Origin of the sequence: Aliarcobacter butzleri (assembly GCF_900187115.1) — a bacterium.
In the GTDB taxonomy this organism is placed as follows: Bacteria; Campylobacterota; Campylobacteria; order Campylobacterales; family Arcobacteraceae; genus Aliarcobacter; species Aliarcobacter butzleri.
Genome location: NZ_LT906455.1, coordinates 693,214 through 716,511 on the forward strand (window position 1 = coordinate 693,214; position 23,298 = coordinate 716,511).

Below are 23,298 nucleotides of genomic sequence, written 5' to 3' on the forward strand. Positions count from 1 at the left end.
ATTATTAAGTCAATGTTTTGTATAATCTACCTTTTCAGCATAAAAAGGGATATTTATTTTGGATTATAATTTATATATTTTAACTATTGTTTTTTTCATTTCATTAATACTTAATAAAATTTTAATAAATTACTCTCATAAATTAAAATTAATAGATAAACCAAATGAAAGAAGTTTACATCAAGTAGAAAAATCAAGGGCTGGCGGTATTGCAATATTTGTATCTTTTATAATAGGTTTGATTTTTTTTAATGTAAATCTTTCTTTTTATTTAGTTTTAGGTTTTTTTATAATATTTTTTCTTGGAATATACGATGATATAAAAAATCTTTCTTCAAAAATAAAATTCTTTTGGATAATGGTAGCAGCAACTTTTTTATATATTGATGGATATTTTATAAATTCTATTGGAGTTTTTTCTAAGGTTGATTTGATTATGCCACCTTCTATAGCTTATTTATTTTTGCTTTTTGCAGTAGTTGGGTTTATAAATGCTATGAATTTGATAGATGGATTGGATGGTCTTTCATCTGGTATTGGAATAGTTATTTTAATATCCTTTGCATATATTGGATTTAAATATAATGATAATTTTTTATTTTATATTTCAATGACTTTGATATTTTCTTTATGTGGATTTTTAGTTTTTAATTGGTATCCTTCAAAGATTTTTATGGGAGATACAGGAAGTCTTTCTTTAGGCTTTGTAATAGTTGTTTTATCTATATATTCGATAAATTCTAACTATATTAGTGCAGTGACAGTACTGCTTCTTGCTGCTGTTCCCATTTTGGATACTTTGATTGTTATGTTTAGAAGGATAAGCTAAAAGAAAAATCCATTTAAAGCAGATAAAACACATATTCATCATGTAATCTTATTTCAACAAAATAAGAATGTAAGAAAAACATCTTTAATTTTGATATTTTTACAATTAATTTTTGTATATATAGGTTTAGGATTTAAAGTAAGAGATGATATATATATTTTAGGTGTATTTATTATGCTTTTTATACTGTTTTATTTACTTCTAACTACTAAAAATTTAAAATGAATAAAATATTCTATAGATTAAAAATGAAATCAGAGTTTAGTAAAAATATTATTACTCTTATGACGGGTACTACAATAGCACAAGCTATACCTATTGCTATAAGCCCAATTTTAACTAGGATATATACTCCAGAAGATTTTGGAATATTTGCTATATATTTAGCTATAACTTCTATAATAGCAGTTATAGCTACAGGTAGATATGAAATGGCTATTATGCTTCCAAAAGAAGAAAAAAATGTTAAATCTATACTAAAACTCATTATAATTTTGCTATCAATTGTTACTTTTGTAACTTTTTTAATAGTTTTCATTTTTAACAATGAAATTACAAACCTATTTCAAAATAAAGAAATATCTAATTGGTTATATTTTTTACCAATATCTGTTTTTTTGGTTGGAATATATCAAGTATATAATTATCTTTTAATCAGAGAAAAAAATTTTAAAAGATTATCTACAAATAAAGTTATTGTTTCCACTACAAATGCTTCAATTCAACTTGGATATGAATTTGCTATTTCAAATGGATTTGGATTATTATTTGGAAATATTATTAGTTATATAATTTCAATATATTTCATTATCAGAAGTAAAGTAGTAAATAAATATTTTCATTTTAAAAAAAATTCGATAAAAGAAGTAGCAAAAGAGTATCAAAACTTTCCAAAATATGATGTACCATCTGTTCTTGTAAATGTGGTAGCAAATCAGCTTCCACTTTTAGCACTTGGAAAATTTTTTGGATTAGGAGTTGTAGGATTTTATTCTTTGATGTACAAAGTTTTGATGATGCCAATAAGTCTACTCTCAAGTACAGTGTTGGATGTATTTAAACAAAGAGCAACTGAAGATTATAATAAATATGGAAACTGTAAAGATATATATATAAAGACATTTAAAAGTTTAGTAATACTTGGAATAATACCATTTACTATTTTAGGTATTTTCGCACCTGAAATATTTGCTTTTATATTTGGAAAAGATTGGAAAGTAGCTGGTGAATTTGCACAGATAATGACACCTATGATTTATTTAAAAATGATATCAAATCCATTAAGTTATACTTTCTATATCGCTAAAAAACAAAAGATTGATTTTTTAGGACAAATATTTTTATTAATTTTTATTATTTTTGCAATATTTATTGGTATAGTGCAAGATGATGATAAAACACTATTGATTCTTTTATCTTTTGTTATATCTATATATCAAGTATTATATTTAATCTTATCGTATTATTTTAGTTTGGGAGAAAAGTAATGAATAATAATATAACTTGTAATATAGAACAGTGTACCAAATGTATTTTAGATACAACAGTTGAAGATATATGCTTTGATCAAAATGGAGTATGTAATTATTGTAGAGAATATGATAGTGTAATAAAGACTATTCCTTATCGAGAAGAAGCAAAAGAAGTATTAAATCAAATTGTAAAACAAATCAAACAAGATGGTAAAAATAAAAATTATGATTGTATATTGGGTTTGAGTGGTGGTGTAGATAGTACATATCTTGCATATCTTGTTGTTGAACTTGGACTAAGACCTTTGGTTGTACATATAGATACTGGATGGAACTCTGAAATAGCTGTTCAGAATATTGAAAATGTTGTAAATATATTAAATTTAGATTTACATACGCATGTTATTGATTGGGAAGAGATGAAGGATTTGCAACTTGCATTTTTTAAAGCATCTGTTCCAGATTGTGATATTCCACAAGACCATGTTTTTCCTGCATTACTAAATAAAATCGCAAAAGAGAATAAAATAAAACATATTGTAAGTGGGCATAATATAGTTACGGAGTATATTCTTCCTAGAAATTGGTCTTATGATAGTAATGATTTGACACATATACTAGATATACATAAAAGATTTGGGAAAATACCTTTAAAAAAATATCCAAGATATTCACTATTTGACAGAATGTTTACTTATCGTTGGATTTTTCCTGTTAAATCTCATAGATTTTTGTATTATGTTCCTTACAATAAAGAAGAAATAAAAAAATTTATTCAAGAAAAATTAGGATGGAGAGATTATGGAGGTAAACATTTTGAATCTAGGTTTACAAAATTCTTTCAATCTTATTATTTACCTACAAAGTTTGGTTTTGATAAAAGAAAAGCACATTTATCAAATTTAATAGTTTCAAATCAATTAACAAAAGATAGTGCTTTGGAAGAATTATCAAAAAAATTATACGATGTTAAAGAGTTAGAAAATGATAAAGAATATATATGTAAAAAACTAGATATAACGCTTGAAGAGTGGAATAAAATTATGAACTTGCCATTAAAAAAACATCAAGAATATAAAAGTGATTACAATAAATTGTGGTATAAAATATATCAAAAAATTCGTGGGATTTTAAAAAAATGATTACTTTAATTTTTAATATATTAGTTATACCATTTATTATAGCTTTAAGATTTACTTCATTTTATAATATGAGTGTGTTTTGTTCTAAAATCCCTTTTTCTATAGGAGATAAATTTCGTTTTCATTTTTATAAAAAAGTGTTAAAAAATATTGGTAATAATGTGCATTTTTCATACGGAGTTATTTTTTCTCATAAAGATATTTCTATAGGTAATAATGTTCGTTTTGGACCATATAATACCATTGGTTTAGTTGATTTTGGCAATGATATTTTGATTGGACAATATGTGCATTTTTTAAGTGGTAAAAATCAACATAATTATGAAAGAAGAGATATCCCTATTAATCAACAAAATGGAAAACAAGAAAAAATTTTTATTGCAAATGATATTTGGATTGGAACGGGAAGCATTATTATGTCTGATATTGCTCAAGGAAGCATAGTTGCAGCTGGTTCTGTTGTAATCAAAAGTTTTGATGAATATTCTGTGATTGCTGGAAATCCAGCAAGGGTAATAAAAAGAAGATGAAAGTTTTATTTATAGCTTACTATTTTGAACCTTTTTCTGGTGTTGGAGCAAAGAGAGTTTCATATTGGGCAAAAAATTTAAAAAGAATTAATAATATTATTACAAAATGTGATGTTATTACGGCAATACCTCAAGTTAGTAAATTTGATTATATTGATAATGTATTTTATATTGAAAATACAAATGAAGGTTTATTAAGGAAATTTATCAAGTTCGATAGAGGTGCTAGCTGGTTGTACAATTTAAAAAATTTTGTTAAAAATAATATTAATAAAAATGATTATGATTTTGTAATTTTAACTGGTGACCCCTTTTTACATTTTTTTATTGTAAATGATTTTAAAGATTTAGGAATAAAAACTATTATAGATTTTCGTGATCCTTTTGCAAATAATCCTAGAGGAGTAGTAAAAGATACATTAATTAAAAAAATTAAGCATTTTGCATTAAAAAAAATAGAAAATTATTTTTTATCAAAAGCAGATTTTATTATTACAGTAAATAAGTATTGTATAGAGCTATTTGAAAATTATAAAAAATACTTTTATAAGATGAGAATTATAGATAATGGATATGATGAACAAATATTTACCAATATTAATATGCAAAATAATAATATTAATATGCAAAATAAAATAATTAAATTTGCTTATGCGGGAAAACTATATGCAGATAGAAATCCACAAATATTTTTTAATACGCTAAAGAATTTTGAAGATGTTGAATTTTATCATATAGGTGAAAGAAGTGAATATATATCAGGAAATTCAAAACAGATACATTCATTAGGTTTTATGTCATATTATGAAACAATAAGTACTTTGAACACGATGAATGTATGCACTATATTTACTTCTGGACATTTTTTTGAATCTACTACAAAAGTTTTTGACTATATAGCATTGAATAAAGTAATTTTAATTATTACAGATGGAGAAATTAAAACAGGTCAGTTATATGATATTTTAAAAGATTATCCTTATACTTACTGGGTAAATAATAATCAAAGTGATATTGAAAATGTTTTAAATATTATTAAGAATAATTTAAAATTAAGTAAAAATAACTTTGATAGTTATACTTATTCTAGAGAATATGGTCTCATTAAACTTATTTCTATTTTAAAGGAAAATTATGAGTAACAAATTGAACCTAAAATATGAATATTTAAATATTACTTTTTTGTTTATTGCAATATCGATATTTTTTATTCCACCTATTTTAAACATAAATAATATTTATTTTAGAATAGATGATATAGTTATTCTATTTATTTTACCATTTACAATTCTCTTATTTTATAAAGAATTGACAATATCAATTTATGTAAAGATATTGTCAACTATATTTTTATCGATGCTATTTAGTACTTTATATGGCTATATAGTACTTGATGTTCCTTTTAACATGAGAGATGTGAATGAATTAATTCGAATGTTAAAACCTTTACTATTATTTTCTTTTCTTTTACTTATAGATAAAGATATATATAAAGAAATACTTTTTAAATTTTTGATTCTGGCTATGATATTTTTTATCTTTGTAGGTTTGAGTGAAAGTTTAAAAATACCATATTTAAATGATTTCTTTATAAATATATATTCTTCAGAATTTCAAAATGGAGTAGGTAGAATTAATGCCACAACATTGAATCCAAATGATGGAGCAGTTATTACTCTTTTTTTTCTATTCTTTAGTATAAGTATGCTGATTACATATAGAAAATATTATTATATGATTAGTAGTATTCTTCTTATTTATATACTTTTAAATACAGGAAGTAGAACAGCTTTTTTAATTGCTATTGTATTTTTTTTATTATTTTTTATATTCACAAAAGCTATTTCAGTTAAAAATAAAATAATATTATTAATATTTATCTTCATTGGATTAATTAGCATATATCCATATATGAGTAGTTATATTAATAGAATTTTAACATTACTAAATGCAATACAATTAAAAGACGCTTCTTTAAATATAAGATTTGGACTTTGGAAAGATGCATTGGAAATATTTTATCAATCTAAAATATTTGGCTGGGGAGTTGCAAAAGGAATACATGATACTGTAGTTGATGGAGAACACTTTATTCTTTTAAGAAGATATGGACTTATTGGTTTTAGTTTAGTAATTCTTGCTATGATTTATCCACTTTATGTAATAAAACAAAGAATTAGAATTAATCAACTAGATTCTAAAGAAAAAGTTTTATATTATACACTTTTTGCATATTTAGGATCTGGCTTATTTGTAATGTTCACAAATAATTTTTTTACACATTATATATTGGTTTTTCCATATATTCTAATAGCTCCAGTACTTTTTAAAAGATAAGATTAATGCATATATTAATAATTCCATCTGAGCATTTTGTAACTCAAATACAACCTTTAGGAGGTATTTTTCAATATCATCAAGCAAAAGCATTGAATAATGTTGGACATCAAATAGGTATACTTTCTGTTGGATATATTACACCTAGATATTTAGTTAGCAAATATATTTATAAAAAAGAAGAAAAAAAAGAAAATATAAATATTAAAAGAGAATATAAGCAATTATATTTTCCTCATAGATATATACCTTTCAAGGTTTTGAAAGCCAATTATATAAAAATGGCTGATAAGTTATACAAAGAGTATATTAAAGAATTCGGAATACCGGATATTATTCATGCACACAATTTTTTATATGCTGGAATAATTGCTAAGTTTATAAAAGATGAATATGGAGTAAATTATATTGTAACAGAACATAGTTCTTCTTTTGTTAGAAATAAGCTATCAAGTGGAAAAATTAAATCAATAGAAAATGTAGCAAAAAATGCATTAAAAGTTACAGCAGTTAGTTCTAGCTTTAATAATATTTTAAAAGAATATACTAAAACTAACATAGATTTATTACCAAATATAGTAGATGATTTCTTTTTTCAAAAAGAATTTCAAAATAAGATATCTAAAAATTTTATTTTTTTACATATTGCTAGTCTTGATAAAAATAAAAATCAAGAATTATTAATTAAAAGCTTTGAAAAAATAGCAAAATTAAACCATAATGTATATCTAAATATTGCTGGAAGCGGATATATGAAAAAATATTTAGAAAGTTTAGTTAAAAAGTTAGATATTCAAAAACAAGTTAATTTTTTAGGCCGAATATCACAAGAAAAAGTAAGAGATGAAATGATGAAGTCAAATTGTTTTGTATTATCAAGTAATTTTGAAACTTTTGGAGTAGTGCTTATAGAAGCTCTTGCTTGTGGATTACCATTAATTGCGACAGAATGTGGTGGACCAAAAGATATTGTAAATAAACAAAATGGAATTTTGATAAAAACAAATAATCAACTTGAGTTAAAAAAAGCTATGCTTTATATGTATGAAAATTCATATAAATATGATAGAGAAAAACTTAGAAATGGTGCAAAAGAAAAATTTGGAGAAAAAACTTTTATAGAAAATGTTATAAAATATTATAAAGTGAGAATAGATAATGAAGAATAGAAACTATCAAATATGTACGAGATGCGTTATGGATACAACAGACCCTGAAATAAGTTATGACGAAAAGGGAGTTTGTAATCATTGCAGAGAGTTTGATGAATTTACATCAAGAAGATGGTTCCCAAATGCTAATGGTGCAAAGAAGCTTGAATCTATTTATGAAAAAATGAAAAAAGAAAATGCTCATAAAGATTATGATTGTATTTTAGGTCTTAGTGGAGGAGTAGATAGTTCTTATCTTGCATTAAAACTTTATGAAGCTGGTATTAGACCTTTAGTTGTTCATGTAGATGGCGGATGGAATAGTGAATTAGCTGTACAAAATATAGAAAATATTGTAAATTATTGTGGATGGCATTTACATACAATAGTAATAGATTGGGAAGAAATGAGAGATTTACAGTTAGCATATTTAAAATCAGCTATAGCAAATCAAGATGTACCACAAGACCATGCTTTTTTTGCATCACTTTATCATTTTGCTACAAAGTATGGAATAAATTATGTGATTAGTGGAGGAAATTTAGCAACTGAAAGTATATTTCCAAAAGCTTGGCATTGGAGTGCTATGGATGCAGATAATTTATGTGCTATTCATAATAAATTTGGTTCAAAAAAACTAAGAAATTATAAAACTATAGGATTTTATGAATTATATTTTTATTATCCATTTATCAAAAAAATGAAAACTATAAGACCACTTAATTTTATTCCATATATAAAAAGTGAAGCATTACAAGAATTAAAAGATAAATTAGGATATAAAGAGTATGCTAGAAAACATGGAGAATCAGTATTTACCAAATTTTTCCAAAACTATTGGCTACCTATGAAATTTGGTTATGATAAAAGAAAACCCCACTTATCTAGCCTTATTGTAGCAGGCCAAATGACTAGAGAAGAAGCTTTAGAAGAACTTAAAAAACCATTGTATGATGAAAAAGAGTTAAAAGAAGATAAAGAGTATATAGCTAAAAAACTTCGTGTTAGTGGTGAAGAGTTTGAAAAAATTTTACAAATGCCATCACACAAATATAGTGATTTTACAAATATGACACAAAAATATAATAGAATGAAAAAAGTTCAAAATTTTGTATCAAAACTACTTGGCAAAAATTTGTCAAATTATTCATAAGGTAAAAAATGATAGCAATAATTGACTATGGGATTGGTAATTTAAAATCTATTTATAATATGTTTAAAAAAGTAGGAGTTGAATCAATCATTACATCAGATATTGAAACTATAAAAAATGCTGATAAATATCTTTTACCAGGGGTTGGTTCTTTTGACCATGGAATAAATAGTCTCAAGAGTGCGTCTTTTTTCAAAACTTTAGAAAATGAGGTATTAGAAAATAAAAAACCTATTTTAGGTATTTGTCTTGGGATGCAACTTTTGACGAATTCAAGTGAAGAAGGAAAAGAAAAAGGCCTTTGCTGGATAGATGCACAAACTATAAAATTTGATTTAGAGGATAAGAGTTTATCGATTCCTCATATGGGATGGAATAAAGTAAATGCTACAAATAATAATGATATTTTCAAAAATTTAGAAGAAAATAGATTTTATTTTGTACATTCTTATCATGTAGTTTGCAACAATCAGAAAAATATTTTAGCAACAGCCAATTATGGTAAAACTTTTACTTGTAGTATATATAAAGATAATATATATGGTGTTCAATTTCATCCAGAAAAAAGTCACAAATTTGGAATGCAACTACTTAAAAACTTTGGAGATATGTGATGTTACAAAAAAGAGTAATTCCATGTTTACTTTTGCATAAAGGTGGACTTTATAAAACTGAAAAATTTAAAAAACCTACATATATAGGTGACCCTATAAATGCTATTAAAATATTCAATGAAAAAGAAGTAGATGAATTGATGTTTATAGACATCGATGCAAGTGTAGAAGATAGAGAACCAAATTATAAAATGATAGAAGATATTGCAAGTGAGTGTTTTATGCCATTATGCTATGGTGGTGGAGTTAAGAATATAGAACAAATGAAAAAAATATATGCTCTTGGAGTTGAAAAAGTATCTATAAGTAGTCAAGCAATAATTAATCCAAATCTTATAAAAGAAGCAGCTAGATTATTTGGGAATCAATCAGTAATAGTAACAATAGATATAAAAAAAGATTTTTGGGGAAATAAGAAAATTTTTATAAATAATGGTAAAAAAAACACTAAGTTGAATCCTATTGATTTTATAAAACAAGTAGAGTCTTTAGGTGCTGGCGAAATAGTGATAAACTCTTGTGATAATGATGGAATTATGAAAGGGTATGATATTGAACTTTTAAAAGAAATAAAAGAAAATACAAAAGTACCAATAATAGCTCTTGGAGGAGCTGGAAATCTAAATCATATAAAAGATGTTTTTGAAAGTTCAAAAGTAGATGCTGTAGCTTGTGGAAGTATGTTTGTGTATCAAGGACCACTTAAAGGTGTACTCATTAGTTATCCTTCATATCAAAAAATTCAAGAATTGTTAAAGAATAAATAATGAAAATTGTTCACTTAACTTCAGCACATCCCAGATATGACACAAGAATATTTCTTAAAATGTGCAGTTCTTTGGCTAAAAATGAAAACTATAAAGTTAGTTTAATAGTAGCAGATGGGAAAGGAAATGAAACTAAGAACAGTGTAAATATAGTAGATGTTGGTGGAAAAACTGGTGGTAGAATCTCTCGTATGACAAGAACTGTAAAAAAAGTTTTTCAAAAAGCAGTTCAATTAAATAGTGATATATATCATCTTCATGATCCAGAACTTATACCAATAGGATTGAAGCTTAAAAAAATGGGTAAAAAAGTGATATTTGATGCTCATGAAGATTTACCAAAACAACTTTTAGGGAAACCATATTTAAATAAACCTGCCAAAATTTTACTTTCAAAAGGTTTTGAAATATATGAAAGATATGCCTGTAAAAAGTTTGATTATATTATTACAGCAACTCCATATATAAGAGATAAATTTTTAAAGATAAATAAGAATTGTATTGACATAAATAACTTTCCAATTTTGGATGAGCTATCAAATGATACTTCTTGGAATCAAAAAAAAGATGAAGTTTGTTATGTAGGTGGAATAACACAAATACGAGGGATAAAGGAAGTAGTAAAAGCGATGGAATTTGCTATTTCTAATGTAAGGTTAAATCTTGTAGGTACATTTAGTGAAAGAGTCGTGGAAGAAGAAACAAAATCTTATCTTGGATGGCAAAAAGTAAATGAACTTGGATTTTTGGGAAGAAATGAAGTTGCAAATGTAATGAGTTGTTCAAAAGCTGGTATTGTTACTTTTCATCCTTTACCAAATCATATAGATGCTCAACCGAATAAAATGTTTGAATATATGAGTGCAGGATTACCTATTATTACTTCAAATTTTCCATTATGGAAAGAAATAGTTGAAGGAAATAATTGTGGGATATGTATAAATCCACTTGAGCCAAAAGAGATAGCACAAGCTATTGAATATATTATAACTCACTCAAATGAAGCTAAAGAAATGGGACAAAATGGTAAAAAAGCTGTTCTTGAAAAGTACAATTGGGGTGTTGAAGAGAAAAAATTATTTGAAGTATATAAGGGATTAATGAGATGATAAAAATACTTACAATTTTAGGAGCAAGACCACAGTTTATCAAAGCTGGCTCAATTAGTCGTGAAATAGCTAAATATAAAGAGATAGAAGAAATCATAGTTCATACTGGACAACACTATGATGCAAATATGAGTGATATATTTTTTGATGAGATGCAAATACCAAAACCAAACTATTTTTTAGGAATTGGTGGAAAATCTCATGGTGCTATGACTGGACAAATGATAGAAAAGATTGAAGAAGTTGCACTTAAAGAAAAACCTGATTGGATTTTGGTTTATGGTGATACAAATTCAACTTTAGCTGGTGCTATAGTTGCTTCAAAACTTCATATAAAACTAGCTCATATAGAAGCAGGGCTTAGAAGTTTCAATATGAAAATGCCAGAAGAAGTAAATAGAATACTTACTGATAGAGTAAGTAATATACTATTTTGCCCAACTGATACTGCTATACAAAATCTTAAAAATGAAGGGTTTCAGAATCTTGATTGTAAGATTGTAAAAAGTGGTGATGTTATGCAAGATGGAGCGATGTTTTATAAAAATCTAGCAGTAAAGCCAAATATTGAGATAAAAAATAGTTTTATACTTTGTACAATACACAGAGCAGAAAACACAGATAATGAAACAAGACTAAAAAATATATTTGAAGCATTGGAAGAAATAGCAAAAGAAAAACAAGTTATTTTACCACTTCATCCAAGAACTAAAAAAATATTAGAAAATTTAAAATTAGATATAAATAATCTTACTATTATTGAACCTGTTGGTTATCTTGAAATGGTATGGCTGATAGATAATTGTGATTTTGTGATGACAGATAGTGGAGGACTTCAAAAAGAGGCATATTTTTTTGAAAAACAATGTATAACGCTAAGAGATGAAACAGAATGGGTAGAACTTGTAGAATGTGGAGCAAATACATTAGTTGGGGCAAATAAAGATAAAATAGTTGAATCATATAGAAATAATAGTGAATTTAATAAACAAAATTCAAAATTAAATTTATACGGTGGTGGAAAAGCTAGTGAAAATATTATAAAAGAGTTATTGTCTTATGAATAAAGTTTCAATAATTATTCCTGTTAGAAATGAAGAAAGATATATAAAAGATTGTATAGAATCAATTATAAATTTTGACTATAATAAAGAGTATTTAGAAGTTCTTTTTGTTGATGGAATGAGTGATGATAAGACAGTTACTATTATAGAATCATATATGGAAAAGTATGCTTATATAAAAGTGATAAAAAATGAAAAAAAGATAGTACCATCGGCTATGAATTTGGCTATAAAAGCTTCTTTTGGTGATTATATTTGTAGATTAGATGCGCATGCAAAGTATCCAGTAAACTATATTTCAGAATTACTTAATTGGAGTAAAAAACTTGATGCAGATAATGTAGGAGCAGTTTGTATTACAGATATAAAATCAAAATCTAATATTGCTAAAGCTATACAATTCGTAATGTCAGATAAATTAGGAGTTGGTAATTCTTTATTTAGAATTGGAGTAAAAGAACCTTTGGAGGTAGATACTGTACCTTTTGGATTTTACAAAAAAGAGGTTTTTAATAAAATAGGATTTTATGATGAACGATTAGTTAGAGTTCAAGATTTAGAGTTAAATAAAAGACTCAAAAAAAATAATGGAAAAATATTTCTTGTTCCTGATATTACATGTACATATTACCCTAGAGAAACTTTTAAATCATTTTTTAAAAATAGGTTTGATACTGGTAAATGGGTAATATTATCTCTTTATTTTACAAACAGCTTAAAAAGTATAAGTTTCAGACATTTAATACCATTATTTTTTACTTCAAATATCATTTTGTCTTTTTTATTAGGATTTCTAAATAAATATTTTTTTTATTTTTTTATATCTATAGTAGTATTTTATTCTTCAATATTATTTTTACGATCTTTAAAAATTAAAAAAGATATTTTTATTTCTTTTTATATTTTGTTTGGATATTTTATTTTACACTTCTCTTATGGTTTAGGTTCCTTATGTGGTATATTTGAGATATTAAAAAGAAAAATTAAGAAATGATTTATTTAATTCTACTGCTATTTTCTTTTTTTCTTACATATTTTATTAAAAATTATATGATAAAAAAATCATTGGTTGCCAGTGTAAATGAACGAAGTTCTCATACAGTTCCAACACCTCATGGTGGAGGAATAGCTATTGCTATTACTTGGTTTATAGGTTTATTTTATATTTATTTTATTGGACAAATAGAAAATAATCTTTTTTATGCTTTACTTTTTGGAGCAGTTATTTCAATAGTTAGTTTTTTTGATGATATTTATGAATTAAGTCCAAAATTAAGACTTATAATTCAAGCTATTGTAGCTATTGGTGGATTATATCTTTTAGGTGGATTTGAAACTCTTGCTTTTGGTATTTTTGATATACAAAATTCCATTTTTACAAATATTTTTGCTTTTTTTATGATAATTTGGTTTATAAATCTTTATAATTTTTTAGATGGTATCAATGGTTATGCAGGAAGTGAAGCCATTTTTTTAAGTCTTGCTGGATTTATTCTATTTGGTGGAAATCATTTTTTAGTTTTAACCGTTGCTGTTTTAGGATTTTTATATTGGAATTGGAATAAAGCTAAGATATTTATGGGAGACGTTGGAAGTACTCTTTTAGGATATAATGTAGCAATTTTTACTATATATTATGCAAATCAAGAACCAACAAACTTTTGGATATGGATTATATTATTTGGAGTTTATTGGTTTGATGCAACTTTGACTTTAATAAGAAGAAAACTCAATAAAGAAAAACTCTCTCTTGCACATAAAAAACATGCATATCAGAGACTTACACAAGCAGGTTGGAGTCACTACAAAGTTACAAATTATTCTATAGGATTAAATATATTACTATTTGCAGTTGTATATTTTATATCAAATATCTTTGTATCTTTTTTATTTTCTTTTTTAGTTTTAGTTTTAATTATGAAATTTATAGATAGTAAAAAAGCTTTTGAATAATGAATTATAAAAGATTAGAAATTCCAGATTTAGTACTTTGTGAACCAACTTTTCATAAAGATAATCGTGGATTTGTTTATGAATCATTTAAAAAAGAGTCTTTTAATAACTTTTTAGGATTTGAAGTAGATTTTTGCCAAGATAATATTTCTTATAGCATGTATGGAGTTATAAGAGCACTTCATACAAATACTTTAAACTATTCTCAATCAAAGCTTGTAAATGTATTAAAAGGTGAAATTCTTGATGTTGCAGTTGATTTTAGAGTAGGAAGTGCAAGTTTTGGTAAAGTGGTAAGTATAGAGTTAAATAGTGAAGAAAATAAACAACTTTTCATACCAAGAGGATTTTTACATGGTTTTTCAGTTTTAAGCAAAGATGCTTTAGTTATGATAAAAGTCGATAGATACTTTGCTTTAGATGAGAGTATTGGAGTGAGATATAATGATGAAGATTTAAATATTGATTGGAAAATAAAAAAAGAATCAGTCATTGTTTCTGAAGCTGATAAAAATTTATTAGCTTTTAAAGATACAAATTCACCATTTATGTACAATAAAAATTATTATTAGAAGGTAAAAATGAATTATTTAAGAGACAAGAGATTTCTTGGAATATTAGTAACTATCGTTATATCTACATTTTCTCTTTATTTAGTTAGTTTTTTAATACATAAAGAACTCTCATTATTTACTTTGATTACTATAATTATAACTAGAATATTGTTTTCATTTTTACTTTTTGATGATTACAAACTCTCTTGGTCAAAAGCATCTACAAAAACAGGTTTGATGAAGATCATACTTGCATTAATAAGTTTTATGATTTATATGCCTATCCTATATTATTTTTATCATATTTCTTTTAATCTTTTATTTATCGATTTGATTTTTTATACATTTATTATAAATATTTTAGTTTATGTATATAAATATTATCACTCTGTTGGAAAAAACAAAAAAACGAAAAGTTTAGTAATATATGGAGCAGGAAAAGCTGGACTTCAACTTCAAAGAGAGTTTTTAAATAGTGAATATAAACTTGTTTGTTTTATAGATGATGATGAAATCTTGCACCATAGAAGTATTGATGGTATTTCTATATATTCAAAAGAAAAATATTGTAGTTTATTTGAAAATCAAAAATTTGATTTGATGATTATTGCTATGCCATCAGCTTCTCAAGAACAAATAAAAATAATTTATGAATTTATGCAAGATAAGTTTGAAAAAATAAAAATTTTGCCTTCGATGAATAATATTCTGAAAAAAGAAGAATTCACAAAACAACTTAAAGATATTGGCGTAGAAGATTTACTAGCACGTTATCCAAAAGATTTGGATAAAAAACAAATAGAAAACTTTATAAAAGACAAAATAGTTTTAATTACAGGTGCAGGTGGAAGTATAGGAAGTGAAATATCAAGACAGTGTAAAGTGTATGGAGCAAAACAGCTGATACTTTTAGATCATAGTGAATTTAATCTTTATTCAATTTTAGAAGAATTAAAAGGTGAAAATGTAGTTCCTATTATGCAAAGTGTAAGAGATATAAAAGCTTTAGAGAGTACTTTTGAAAAATATAAACCACAAATAGTTATTCATGCAGCAGCTTATAAACATGTGCCTTTGGTTGAGTACAATATCTTAGAAGGTATTACAAATAATATAATTGGAACAAAAAATTGTATAGATTTATCTATAAAATATGGTGCTCAAAAGTTTGTTCTTATATCAACAGATAAAGCAGTTCGTCCAACAAATATTATGGGAACAACAAAACGAATTTGTGAACTTTATGCTCAAAATGTAGAATCAAAAAATACAGAGATTGTAGCAGTTAGATTTGGAAATGTTCTAGGAAGTAGTGGAAGTGTTATTCCAAAATTTAAATCTCAAATTGAACAAGGTAAAAATATTACAGTAACTCATCCAGAAATTACAAGATATTTTATGCTTATTCCTGAAGCTTGTGAACTTGTGCTTCAAGCTGCGAGTATTGGAAAAGGTGGAGAGATATTTATTCTTGATATGGGAGAACCAATACGTATAGTTGATTTGGCTAAGAAAATGATTGAACTGAGTGGTAGAAATGACATCAATATAGAGTTTTGTGGATTAAGACTTGGTGAAAAATTATATGAAGAATTATTAATAAATGATAGCGATCAAAAAACAAAATATGAATCAATCACAGTTGCAAATTCTACAAAATTTTATATAAAAGAACTAAATAAAAAAATAGAAGAATTATTAATTTGTGAAGATAAAGTAGCAAAATTAAAAGAGATTGTTCCAGAATTTGAGCATAGATTAAATAACTAATAAATATTTAATATAATATGAATTATAATCAATATCATTAATATTATATTGAGGATTAGTTATGAAACCAGCTTTTTCTTTACTTGAATTGATTTTTGCCATAGTTGTTTTAGGAATTATAGTATCTGTAGCTGTTCCAAAGTTTTTAGATACTAGAGATAGTGCTTTAGTATCAACTATAAAAAGGGATGTAAATACAGCTATAAATTCTATACAAAGTTACTATTTATTAAATCAAAAAATAGAAAAGCTAACAGATGCTATGGAAATAAGTGATTCAAATTGGAAAGTAGAAGATTTGAAATTAACTGATAAAAACTCTTGTTTAACTATTGAAGTAAAAACATCTTCAAATGAAACAAAAAACATCGAATTAGTTGTTGATTCTACAAAAGAGACAACAATATGCAAAAAATTAAGAGATGCAGGATTAGTATCTAAAAGTGTAGAGTTATATTAGATTTTATTCTTCTTTTCTAACTCTTAAAAATGAAGCAAATTTTGGTTTGTTATTTTTTGTTAAACCATAATATTTAAAAGTTACAATATCTCCAATTTTTGGTGGATTTTCTCTATCTTTATTTGTAAAACCATTTCCTAAATTAAAAGTTATTCCATCTTTTTGTTTTATAACTAAACTTTTAAATTTTCCATTTTTATAGTTATGAGAAATCACAACTCCTTCTTCATCAAAAAAAGTTTTTACTTTGAGTATATTTGAGTTTCGTCCTTCTTGATATTCCAAAAATGGATTTTTTATCATAACTCCTTCAGCTTGTTTTTTTAACATTTGATTTAAAAATTTATCTAAATGCTCTTTATCTTTACAAACTATTTGAGGAATGATTTTAATAAAATTATTTGGATTTATTTTTAGCCAATCTTCTAGTCTTTTTAGTCTTGTGTCAAAATCACCTTTTGTATTAGGAACTTCAAAAATATTATAAGTTATTTTCTCCCAAGCTTTCGAAGGTTTTGTATCTAAAACTATACTTTGAATATTTTCAAAATCATTCACTTTTGTATAAAGTTCACCATCAAGTTCAAACGGTGGAAGATTTTGTATAAACCAACTTGGTGCATAAATTTTATTACCATTTTTGCTTAAGAGTTCTTTACCATTCCAATAAGCTCTTATTCCATCTAGTTTTTCACTCATATACCAGTTATTTATGTTGTCTTTTTTTTCATCATAAATATTTGCTTTTTGTAGTTCAAAAGAAAATCCATAAATTGCAAGAAAAAAATATAATAAAAGTTTCATAATTAAACCACCAAATAAATTTATTATATTTTTAATATTCTTAAAAAACATCATAAAACCCTAATAAATATTTGGTTAAAATAGATCGCTTTTCACAAATATTATATAAGGACTTACTTTGAGTGAAAAAAATGTGTTAGATGAAAATAGCAAAAATATATTACTTGATAGCATAAGAACTATAAATGATTATCCAAAACCTGGAATTATTTTCAAAGATATCACTACTTTATTGAATAATAAAAATGCATTTAATCTTTTAATGGACCATTTAGAAGAAAGATACAAATCATATAATTTAGACTATATTGCAGGAGTTGAAGCAAGAGGTTTTTTCTTTGCTTCTGCACTTGCTAGTAGATTGAAAATTGGTTTTGTTCCAGTTAGAAAAAAAGGAAAATTACCAAGTACAACAATCTGTGAGAAATATGAATTAGAGTATGGTTTTAGTGAAGTTGAACTTCATCTTGATGCTTTTAATAATGAAAAGAATGTAAATGTTTTGTTGATTGATGATATTATTGTTAGTGGTGGTACAGCTTATGCGGCTGCTAATTTAATAAAAAAATTGAATGTAAATTTAGTTGAATCATGTTTTTTGATGAATATTGCTATTTTAGATGGTGCAAAAAAATTAAGTGAAATATCACCAGTTTATTGTGTATTAGAAATTTGAAAAAAGAAGAAAAAAAATGAGTAATTATATTCCAAAACCTAGTATTTTTGACCCAGATGAAAAAGGTCAATTTGGTATTTTTGGTGGACAATATGTTCCTGAAACTTTGATGCCAATTTTAAAAGACTTAGAACTTGCATATAAAAAATATAGATTTGATAAAGAGTTTTGGGCAGAGGTTAATGCTTTATTAAAAGATTATGTAGGTAGAGAAAATCCATTATATTTTGCTTCAAATATAAGTAAAGAGTTAGATGCAAAAATTTATTTAAAAAGAGAAGATTTAAATCATACTGGTGCTCATAAAGTAAATAATGTAATAGCTCAAGGTCTATTAGCAAAAAGAATGGGTAAAACAAAAGTAATTGCAGAAACAGGGGCTGGACAACATGGTGTTGCAACTGCAACAATTGCAGCACTCATGGGACTTGAATGTACTATTTTTATGGGTGCAAAAGATGTTGAAAGACAAGAACTAAATGTTTTTAGAATGAAACTTTTAGGAGCAAAAGTTATTTCAGTTCAAAGTGGAAGTAAGACTTTAAAAGATGCTATGAATGATGCAATAAGATATTGGGTTACAAATGCACGAGATACTTTTTATATAATTGGTACAGTTGCTGGCCCTCACCCATATCCTATGATGGTGCGAGATTTCCAATCAATTATTGGTTATGAATCAAGAAAACAGATTTTAGAAAAAGAGGAAAAACTTCCTGATTATGTAGTTGCATGTATTGGTGGTGGCTCAAATGCTATTGGTATGTTTTCTCACTTTTTAGAAGATAAAGATGTAAGATGTATTGGAATTGAAGCAGGTGGATTAGGAATTGATACTAATAAACATGGATGTTCTTTAGAAAAAGGAACTCCAGGAATTCTTCATGGTCAATGCTCATATTTGCTTCAAGATGAAGATGGACAAGTTTTAGAAGCACATAGTATGAGTGCAGGTCTTGATTATCCAGGAATTGGTCCAGAACACTCTTTTCATAAAGATAATAAATCAATAAGTTATGATTCAATTACAGATCAAGAAGCTTTAGATGCTTTTGTTTGGTTAAGTAGACGTGAGGGAATTATTCCAGCATTTGAATCAGCGCACGCAATTGCATATTTGAATAAAGCAAAAGAGAAAATAAAAGGGAAAACAGTTATTGTTTGTTTATCTGGTAGGGGAGATAAAGATATGATTCAAGCAAAAAGTTTGCTGAATTTTAATTAAAAAAAGGAATATTTTATATGAAAGAGCTCTTTAGAAAAATCCAACCCTATTCAGGAAAAATATTTGCAGTATTCCTTATATTGTTTATGTCTTTTTTAATATATAGTTTATCTCAAGCACCAGTTGAAGGAATTGATGAGAAATTCAAATATTTACTAGAAAAGCATGGATATATAATACTTTTTGTTTGGGGAATGCTTGAGGGTGAAGCTGGGCTTGTTATGGCAGGATTATTAGCTCATAAAGAGATGATGAATTTGTATTTGGCTATATTTGTTGCAGGTTTTGGTGGGTTTGCAGGTGATCAAGTATATTTTTACATAGGAAGATTTAATAAAGAGTCTGTTCATAGAAAATTTAGAGGGCAAAGAAGAAAATTTGCATTTGCGCACCTTTTGTTAAAAAGGCATGGTTGGCCTATTATTTTTATTCAAAGATATATGTATGGAATGAGAACAATAATTCCTATTTCAATAGGATTAACAAGATATGATGCTAGAAAGTTCGCCTTTATAAATCTAATCTCAGCTTGGTGTTGGGCTGCTCTTACAATAGTGCCGGTTTGGTATTTTGGAGAACAAATTATGATTGTATTACATTGGGCAAAACAACACTGGTATATGGCAATTCCTATTGCAGTTGTAGTTGGAGGAAGCATTGTTTACTATTTTCATAAAGCAACACAAAAAGTTGAAAAAAGGATGAGACATGAAAATTAATATTGTTGAAATAAATAAAAAAAAGAGTTTTGATACAGAAATAATTTTTGTAAAAGATATTGAAACTTTAAAAGAAGACAAAGAAATATTAGAAATTTTAGAGTTTAAAGCAAAAGATGAAAGTTGTGTATTATTAGCTGAATCAAAAAAGATATATGTTGGATATGAAGAATCTTCTTATGATAGTTTAGCAATTGCAATTGCAACGGCAATTAAAAAATTAAAATCAACAAAATTTAAAAGTGCAAAAATAACTTTAGATAAATGTTTAGAAGATAATTTTAATGCTTTAGTTGAAGGAGCACTTTTAGGTCAATATGCATTTGATGAATACAAAAGTGAAAAAGAGACAAAAAAGATTGAATTAAGTTTTGTTGTTGAAAAGAAAAATTCTAAATTAGAAGATATTTTAAAAGAATCAACAATAATTTCAAAAGCTGTAAATAAAGCAAGAGATATGGTAAATAGTGCACCAGCTGATTTTTATCCACAAATTATGGCACAAATGGCACAAAAATTAGCGCAAGATGTAGATATATCTTGCGAAGTTCATGGTGAAAGTTATTTAGAAAAACATAAAATGATGGCAATGCATAGTGTTGGAAGAGCCTCAGTTCACGAATCAAAACTTATTCACTTAACATATAAACCAAAAAAAGCAAAACACAAAATAGTACTTGTTGGTAAAGGCTTAACTTATGATTCAGGTGGTTTATCTTTAAAACCAAGTGATTTTATGGTTACAATGAAAGCAGATAAATCAGGAGCTTGTGCAGTATTAGCAACTATTTGGGCTATTGCTAAACTTGAACTTCCTATTGAAGTTCATGCTATTTTAGGTGCAGTTGAAAATATGATTGGTGGAAATGCTTATAAACCAGATGATATACTAAAAGCTAAAAATGGTAAAACAATAGAAGTAAGAAACACTGATGCTGAAGGAAGACTTGTTCTTGCTGATTGTTTATGTTATGCTCAAGATGAAATCAAAAATATTGATTATATATTTGATTATGCAACTTTAACAGGAGCTTGTGTTGTTGGAGTTGGTGAATATACAACTGGAGTTATGGGAAATTGTGAGATTTTAAAAAGAAAAGCGGTTTCTAGTGCTTTAGATGCAGGAGAATATGCAACTGCACTTGATTTTAATAGATATTTGAAAAAGTGTATAAAATCAGAGATTGCAGATATTTGTAATGTTGCAAATACTAGATATGGTGGAGCAATAACAGCTGGAATGTTTTTAGATAATTTTATATATGAAGAAAATAAAAATAAATGGATACATTTTGATATAGCAGGTCCTGCATATGTTGAGAAAGCTTGGGGATACAATCCTTATGGAGCAAGTGGTATAGGTGTTAGAACAACTATAAAACTTTTACAAAATCTATTATAAAAAGTAGGAAGATTCTCTTCCTACATATTAGTTTATCGAGTAGTCTATTGGAATAGTAACATTCCAAACACTTTTTTTCAATTCTTCTGGAATCTCATCAAAATTACTTATTTTAATTAACAGTTCAATAGATGCTTCATCTAATTTTGCAAATGAAGATTTTCCTAAAACTTTAACATTTCTAATTTCTCCACTTTTTAAAATATCGAAATTAACATTTACTTTTCCAGTTTGATTTAATCTTTTCGCAGCTTTTGGATAAATTTTATTTTTTTCAATTGTTGCTCTTACTTTTGCTAAATATTTTGTTTCAATAGTATCGATTTGATTTTGATTAATACTTGGAGCTGATACTTCTTCTTTTGGTGGTGTTTTTGTTGGAGGAGGAACAGCTGCAACAACTTCAGTAACTTCTTCTTTTTGAACAATTTTTTCTACAGGTTTTTTATGCTCTTTTTTTGGTTTTTCAGGTTTATTTTTTACTGGTTTTGGTTTCTCTATTACAGGTTGAGGTTCAACTATTGGCTCAGGAGTTGGTTCAACAACTGGCTGAGGCTCAACAATAGATACACTATTTAGTGATATCTTTGTAACTATTTCCTCTTTTGCTGGAGGTGTAATTAACATATCAGCAAAAACAAAAAATAGAAAAAAAGCTGCAATAAAATATACACCACTTGTAATAAAAAAAGAATTTAAATATCTGTTCATTTTCTCATCACTTTTTTGTTACTATTGACACATTAGAGTAATTATTCTTTTTTAGCATATCAAGTACTTGTACAAATGATTCAAATCTTGTATTTTTATCTGTATTTATGTGAATTGGTGTTTCTACAGTTTTTTGTAAAATTTCACTTTCAATACTTTCCAAAGTAGCAGGTTTGTCTTCGATCATCAATTGTCCATCTTCTTGAATTACAATAATTACTTCTTTGTCAGGTTTTAAATTATCCGCATTTGAAGCATTTGGTAATGAAATTGGAATAATACCTCTTGTAATAAAAGTTGAAGTTAATAAAACTATAGCTAAAAGTACAAGTAATACATCAATAAATGGAATAACATTTATTGAATCATATTTCTTCAGCTTCATATAAACTCTCCGTAACTTCAACATATCTACTTAAGATATTATAAAATACCATAGAAATAATTGCAACAACAAGACCAACAGCAGTTGCTTTTAATGCTAATGCTAAAGATTCCATAATTTTTGCAGCTTCTATGTCACCATTTCCCATATTCATAAACGTAAGCATAATTGCTAAAACAGTTCCTAATAAACCGATATAAGGTGAATTAGAAGCAATAGTACCAATAATTGTTAAATGTTTTGTTAGTGCGATATCTAAATGTTTTTTGTTTTTATAAGATTTTATATCTATATTCTTATAAAATATAATTCTTTCAATAAAAAAGAAAACAGCTATAAAGCTCATAATTACAAGTAAAACGATAACTCCATAGTCAACTAAATGTTGTAACGTTTCAATATTTTCCATATGCGTCCTTAAAAAAATTTCTGTTATTATAGTCATATAGTGATAATAATTATCTTAATTGT

The 23,298-nt window shown here is 26.0% G+C and carries 25 protein-coding genes; 21 read left to right on the top strand and 4 right to left on the bottom strand.

All coding sequences use genetic code 11. The features are described 5' to 3' along the window. The first annotated feature begins 58 nt into the window (after nucleotides 1-58). From CKV87_RS03405 to CKV87_RS03485, 17 genes are all read left to right on the top strand, one after another. Nucleotides 59-829, top strand: a complete 771-nt coding sequence (locus tag CKV87_RS03405) for a glycosyltransferase family 4 protein (RefSeq protein WP_012012448.1) — start codon at nucleotides 59-61, stop codon at nucleotides 827-829. 248 nt (nucleotides 830-1,077) lie between these two features. Beyond that, nucleotides 1,078-2,316 carry a lipopolysaccharide biosynthesis protein gene (locus CKV87_RS03410; protein ID WP_012012450.1) on the top strand — a complete coding sequence of 413 codons (1,239 nt, stop codon included), beginning with the start codon at nucleotides 1,078-1,080 and terminating at the stop codon, nucleotides 2,314-2,316. Further along, nucleotides 2,316-3,443: an N-acetyl sugar amidotransferase gene (locus CKV87_RS03415; protein ID WP_012012451.1), complete on the top strand. Its 1,128-nt coding sequence runs from the start codon at nucleotides 2,316-2,318 to the stop codon at nucleotides 3,441-3,443. Before CKV87_RS03410 ends, CKV87_RS03415 begins: the two co-directional genes overlap by 1 nt. Before the next feature lie 161 nt (nucleotides 3,444-3,604). Continuing rightward, nucleotides 3,605-3,973 (top strand): acyltransferase, encoded by a 369-nt coding sequence (locus tag CKV87_RS03420; RefSeq protein WP_169712278.1) that lies wholly within the window; start codon nucleotides 3,605-3,607, stop codon nucleotides 3,971-3,973. Further along, nucleotides 3,970-5,115 carry a glycosyltransferase family protein gene (locus tag CKV87_RS03425; protein ID WP_012012453.1) on the top strand — a complete coding sequence of 382 codons (1,146 nt, stop codon included), beginning with the start codon at nucleotides 3,970-3,972 and terminating at the stop codon, nucleotides 5,113-5,115. The genes CKV87_RS03420 and CKV87_RS03425 overlap by 4 nt, the downstream gene beginning before the upstream one ends. Then, nucleotides 5,108-6,310: an O-antigen ligase family protein gene (locus tag CKV87_RS03430; protein WP_012012454.1), complete on the top strand. Its 1,203-nt coding sequence runs from the start codon at nucleotides 5,108-5,110 to the stop codon at nucleotides 6,308-6,310. Before CKV87_RS03425 ends, CKV87_RS03430 begins: the two co-directional genes overlap by 8 nt. Nucleotides 6,311-6,315: 5 nt before the next feature. Then, entirely contained in the window at nucleotides 6,316-7,479 is a 1,164-nt protein-coding gene (locus CKV87_RS03435; protein ID WP_012012455.1) for a glycosyltransferase, read from the top strand. After that, nucleotides 7,469-8,614: an N-acetyl sugar amidotransferase gene (locus tag CKV87_RS03440; protein WP_012012456.1), complete on the top strand. Its 1,146-nt coding sequence runs from the start codon at nucleotides 7,469-7,471 to the stop codon at nucleotides 8,612-8,614. The genes CKV87_RS03435 and CKV87_RS03440 overlap by 11 nt, the downstream gene beginning before the upstream one ends. A gap of 8 nt (nucleotides 8,615-8,622) precedes the next feature. Further along, entirely contained in the window at nucleotides 8,623-9,228 is a 606-nt protein-coding gene (gene hisH, locus CKV87_RS03445; RefSeq protein WP_012012457.1) for an imidazole glycerol phosphate synthase subunit HisH, read from the top strand. Continuing rightward, nucleotides 9,228-9,995 (top strand): AglZ/HisF2 family acetamidino modification protein, encoded by a 768-nt coding sequence (locus CKV87_RS03450; protein WP_041644891.1) that lies wholly within the window; start codon nucleotides 9,228-9,230, stop codon nucleotides 9,993-9,995. The genes hisH and CKV87_RS03450 overlap by 1 nt, the downstream gene beginning before the upstream one ends. Then, on the top strand, nucleotides 9,995-11,104 hold the full coding sequence (locus tag CKV87_RS03455; RefSeq protein WP_012012459.1) for a glycosyltransferase family 4 protein: 1,110 nt from the start codon (nucleotides 9,995-9,997) through the stop codon (nucleotides 11,102-11,104). Before CKV87_RS03450 ends, CKV87_RS03455 begins: the two co-directional genes overlap by 1 nt. Continuing rightward, nucleotides 11,101-12,171 (top strand): non-hydrolyzing UDP-N-acetylglucosamine 2-epimerase, encoded by a 1,071-nt coding sequence (wecB, locus tag CKV87_RS03460; protein ID WP_012012460.1) that lies wholly within the window; start codon nucleotides 11,101-11,103, stop codon nucleotides 12,169-12,171. The genes CKV87_RS03455 and wecB overlap by 4 nt, the downstream gene beginning before the upstream one ends. Further along, nucleotides 12,164-13,162, top strand: coding sequence for a glycosyltransferase family 2 protein (locus CKV87_RS03465; RefSeq protein WP_012012461.1), 999 nt, complete (start codon nucleotides 12,164-12,166; stop codon nucleotides 13,160-13,162). The genes wecB and CKV87_RS03465 overlap by 8 nt, the downstream gene beginning before the upstream one ends. After that, nucleotides 13,159-14,121 (top strand): MraY family glycosyltransferase, encoded by a 963-nt coding sequence (locus tag CKV87_RS03470; protein ID WP_012012462.1) that lies wholly within the window; start codon nucleotides 13,159-13,161, stop codon nucleotides 14,119-14,121. The genes CKV87_RS03465 and CKV87_RS03470 overlap by 4 nt, the downstream gene beginning before the upstream one ends. Continuing rightward, nucleotides 14,121-14,693, top strand: a complete 573-nt coding sequence (gene rfbC, locus CKV87_RS03475) for a dTDP-4-dehydrorhamnose 3,5-epimerase (RefSeq protein WP_012012463.1) — start codon at nucleotides 14,121-14,123, stop codon at nucleotides 14,691-14,693. The genes CKV87_RS03470 and rfbC overlap by 1 nt, the downstream gene beginning before the upstream one ends. A gap of 9 nt (nucleotides 14,694-14,702) precedes the next feature. After that, on the top strand, nucleotides 14,703-16,445 hold the full coding sequence (pglF, locus tag CKV87_RS03480; protein WP_012012464.1) for a UDP-N-acetylglucosamine 4,6-dehydratase (configuration-retaining): 1,743 nt from the start codon (nucleotides 14,703-14,705) through the stop codon (nucleotides 16,443-16,445). 61 nt (nucleotides 16,446-16,506) lie between these two features. Next, the gene (locus CKV87_RS03485; RefSeq protein WP_012012465.1) at nucleotides 16,507-16,905 is read left to right on the top strand and encodes a type II secretion system protein; all 399 of its coding nucleotides are present in this window, start codon (nucleotides 16,507-16,509) and stop codon (nucleotides 16,903-16,905) included. A 3-nt stretch (nucleotides 16,906-16,908) separates the two neighbouring features. On the opposite strand, the gene CKV87_RS03490 is transcribed toward CKV87_RS03485, so the two are convergent. Then, nucleotides 16,909-17,760 (bottom strand): DNA ligase, encoded by an 852-nt coding sequence (locus CKV87_RS03490; RefSeq protein ID WP_228126925.1) that lies wholly within the window; start codon nucleotides 17,758-17,760, stop codon nucleotides 16,909-16,911. Nucleotides 17,761-17,827: 67 nt separating this feature from the next. Here CKV87_RS03490 and CKV87_RS03495 point away from each other — a divergent pair, with 67 nt between their 5' ends. The 4 genes from CKV87_RS03495 to CKV87_RS03510 are packed head-to-tail and all read left to right on the top strand — an operon-like array spanning nucleotide 17,828 to nucleotide 21,731. Next, the gene (locus CKV87_RS03495; RefSeq protein ID WP_012012467.1) at nucleotides 17,828-18,385 is read left to right on the top strand and encodes an adenine phosphoribosyltransferase; all 558 of its coding nucleotides are present in this window, start codon (nucleotides 17,828-17,830) and stop codon (nucleotides 18,383-18,385) included. 16 nt (nucleotides 18,386-18,401) lie between these two features. Next, a complete protein-coding gene (gene trpB, locus CKV87_RS03500; RefSeq protein WP_012012468.1) occupies nucleotides 18,402-19,610 on the top strand; it encodes a tryptophan synthase subunit beta in 1,209 nt (402 codons plus the stop codon). 17 nt (nucleotides 19,611-19,627) lie between these two features. Then, entirely contained in the window at nucleotides 19,628-20,329 is a 702-nt protein-coding gene (locus CKV87_RS03505) for a DedA family protein (RefSeq protein WP_012012469.1), read from the top strand. Next, nucleotides 20,319-21,731 (top strand): leucyl aminopeptidase, encoded by a 1,413-nt coding sequence (locus CKV87_RS03510; RefSeq protein WP_012012470.1) that lies wholly within the window; start codon nucleotides 20,319-20,321, stop codon nucleotides 21,729-21,731. The genes CKV87_RS03505 and CKV87_RS03510 overlap by 11 nt, the downstream gene beginning before the upstream one ends. A 27-nt stretch (nucleotides 21,732-21,758) precedes the next feature. Here the strand turns inward: CKV87_RS03510 and CKV87_RS03515 are convergent, their stop codons facing one another. Genes CKV87_RS03515 through exbB form a run of 3 tightly spaced genes read right to left on the bottom strand, consistent with a single transcriptional unit; the run spans nucleotide 21,759 to nucleotide 23,236 of the window. After that, complete coding sequence (locus tag CKV87_RS03515; RefSeq protein WP_012012471.1) at nucleotides 21,759-22,442, bottom strand: TonB family protein; 684 nt, start codon at nucleotides 22,440-22,442, stop codon at nucleotides 21,759-21,761. Nucleotides 22,443-22,449: 7 nt separating this feature from the next. Further along, nucleotides 22,450-22,827, bottom strand: a complete 378-nt coding sequence (exbD, locus tag CKV87_RS03520) for a TonB system transport protein ExbD (RefSeq protein WP_004510770.1) — start codon at nucleotides 22,825-22,827, stop codon at nucleotides 22,450-22,452. Next, nucleotides 22,808-23,236: a TonB-system energizer ExbB gene (exbB, locus tag CKV87_RS03525; RefSeq protein WP_004510771.1), complete on the bottom strand. Its 429-nt coding sequence runs from the start codon at nucleotides 23,234-23,236 to the stop codon at nucleotides 22,808-22,810. Before exbB ends, exbD begins: the two co-directional genes overlap by 20 nt. Nucleotides 23,237-23,298 lie beyond the last annotated feature (62 nt).

Excerpts from the sequence above, each read along its gene's own strand:
- trpB (WP_012012468.1), top strand. The coding sequence starts at position 18,402 with ATGAGTAATTATATTCCAAAACCTAGTATTTTTGACCCAGATGAAAAA.
- pglF (WP_012012464.1), top strand. The coding sequence starts at position 14,703 with ATGAATTATTTAAGAGACAAGAGATTTCTTGGAATATTAGTAACTATC.
- CKV87_RS03505 (WP_012012469.1), top strand. The coding sequence starts at position 19,628 with ATGAAAGAGCTCTTTAGAAAAATCCAACCCTATTCAGGAAAAATATTT.
- rfbC (WP_012012463.1), top strand. The coding sequence starts at position 14,121 with ATGAATTATAAAAGATTAGAAATTCCAGATTTAGTACTTTGTGAACCA.
- CKV87_RS03430 (WP_012012454.1), top strand. The coding sequence starts at position 5,108 with ATGAGTAACAAATTGAACCTAAAATATGAATATTTAAATATTACTTTT.
- CKV87_RS03425 (WP_012012453.1), top strand. The coding sequence starts at position 3,970 with ATGAAAGTTTTATTTATAGCTTACTATTTTGAACCTTTTTCTGGTGTT.
- CKV87_RS03515 (WP_012012471.1), bottom strand. The coding sequence starts at position 22,442 with ATGAACAGATATTTAAATTCTTTTTTTATTACAAGTGGTGTATATTTT.
- wecB (WP_012012460.1), top strand. The coding sequence starts at position 11,101 with ATGATAAAAATACTTACAATTTTAGGAGCAAGACCACAGTTTATCAAA.
- CKV87_RS03415 (WP_012012451.1), top strand. The coding sequence starts at position 2,316 with ATGAATAATAATATAACTTGTAATATAGAACAGTGTACCAAATGTATT.
- CKV87_RS03410 (WP_012012450.1), top strand. The coding sequence starts at position 1,078 with ATGAAATCAGAGTTTAGTAAAAATATTATTACTCTTATGACGGGTACT.
- exbD (WP_004510770.1), bottom strand. The coding sequence starts at position 22,827 with ATGAAGCTGAAGAAATATGATTCAATAAATGTTATTCCATTTATTGAT.
- exbB (WP_004510771.1), bottom strand. The coding sequence starts at position 23,236 with ATGGAAAATATTGAAACGTTACAACATTTAGTTGACTATGGAGTTATC.
- CKV87_RS03510 (WP_012012470.1), top strand. The coding sequence starts at position 20,319 with ATGAAAATTAATATTGTTGAAATAAATAAAAAAAAGAGTTTTGATACA.
- CKV87_RS03485 (WP_012012465.1), top strand. The coding sequence starts at position 16,507 with ATGAAACCAGCTTTTTCTTTACTTGAATTGATTTTTGCCATAGTTGTT.
- CKV87_RS03440 (WP_012012456.1), top strand. The coding sequence starts at position 7,469 with ATGAAGAATAGAAACTATCAAATATGTACGAGATGCGTTATGGATACA.
- CKV87_RS03450 (WP_041644891.1), top strand. The coding sequence starts at position 9,228 with ATGTTACAAAAAAGAGTAATTCCATGTTTACTTTTGCATAAAGGTGGA.
- CKV87_RS03465 (WP_012012461.1), top strand. The coding sequence starts at position 12,164 with ATGAATAAAGTTTCAATAATTATTCCTGTTAGAAATGAAGAAAGATAT.
- CKV87_RS03490 (WP_228126925.1), bottom strand. The coding sequence starts at position 17,760 with ATGTTTTTTAAGAATATTAAAAATATAATAAATTTATTTGGTGGTTTA.
- CKV87_RS03470 (WP_012012462.1), top strand. The coding sequence starts at position 13,159 with ATGATTTATTTAATTCTACTGCTATTTTCTTTTTTTCTTACATATTTT.
- CKV87_RS03455 (WP_012012459.1), top strand. The coding sequence starts at position 9,995 with ATGAAAATTGTTCACTTAACTTCAGCACATCCCAGATATGACACAAGA.
- hisH (WP_012012457.1), top strand. The coding sequence starts at position 8,623 with ATGATAGCAATAATTGACTATGGGATTGGTAATTTAAAATCTATTTAT.
- CKV87_RS03435 (WP_012012455.1), top strand. The coding sequence starts at position 6,316 with ATGCATATATTAATAATTCCATCTGAGCATTTTGTAACTCAAATACAA.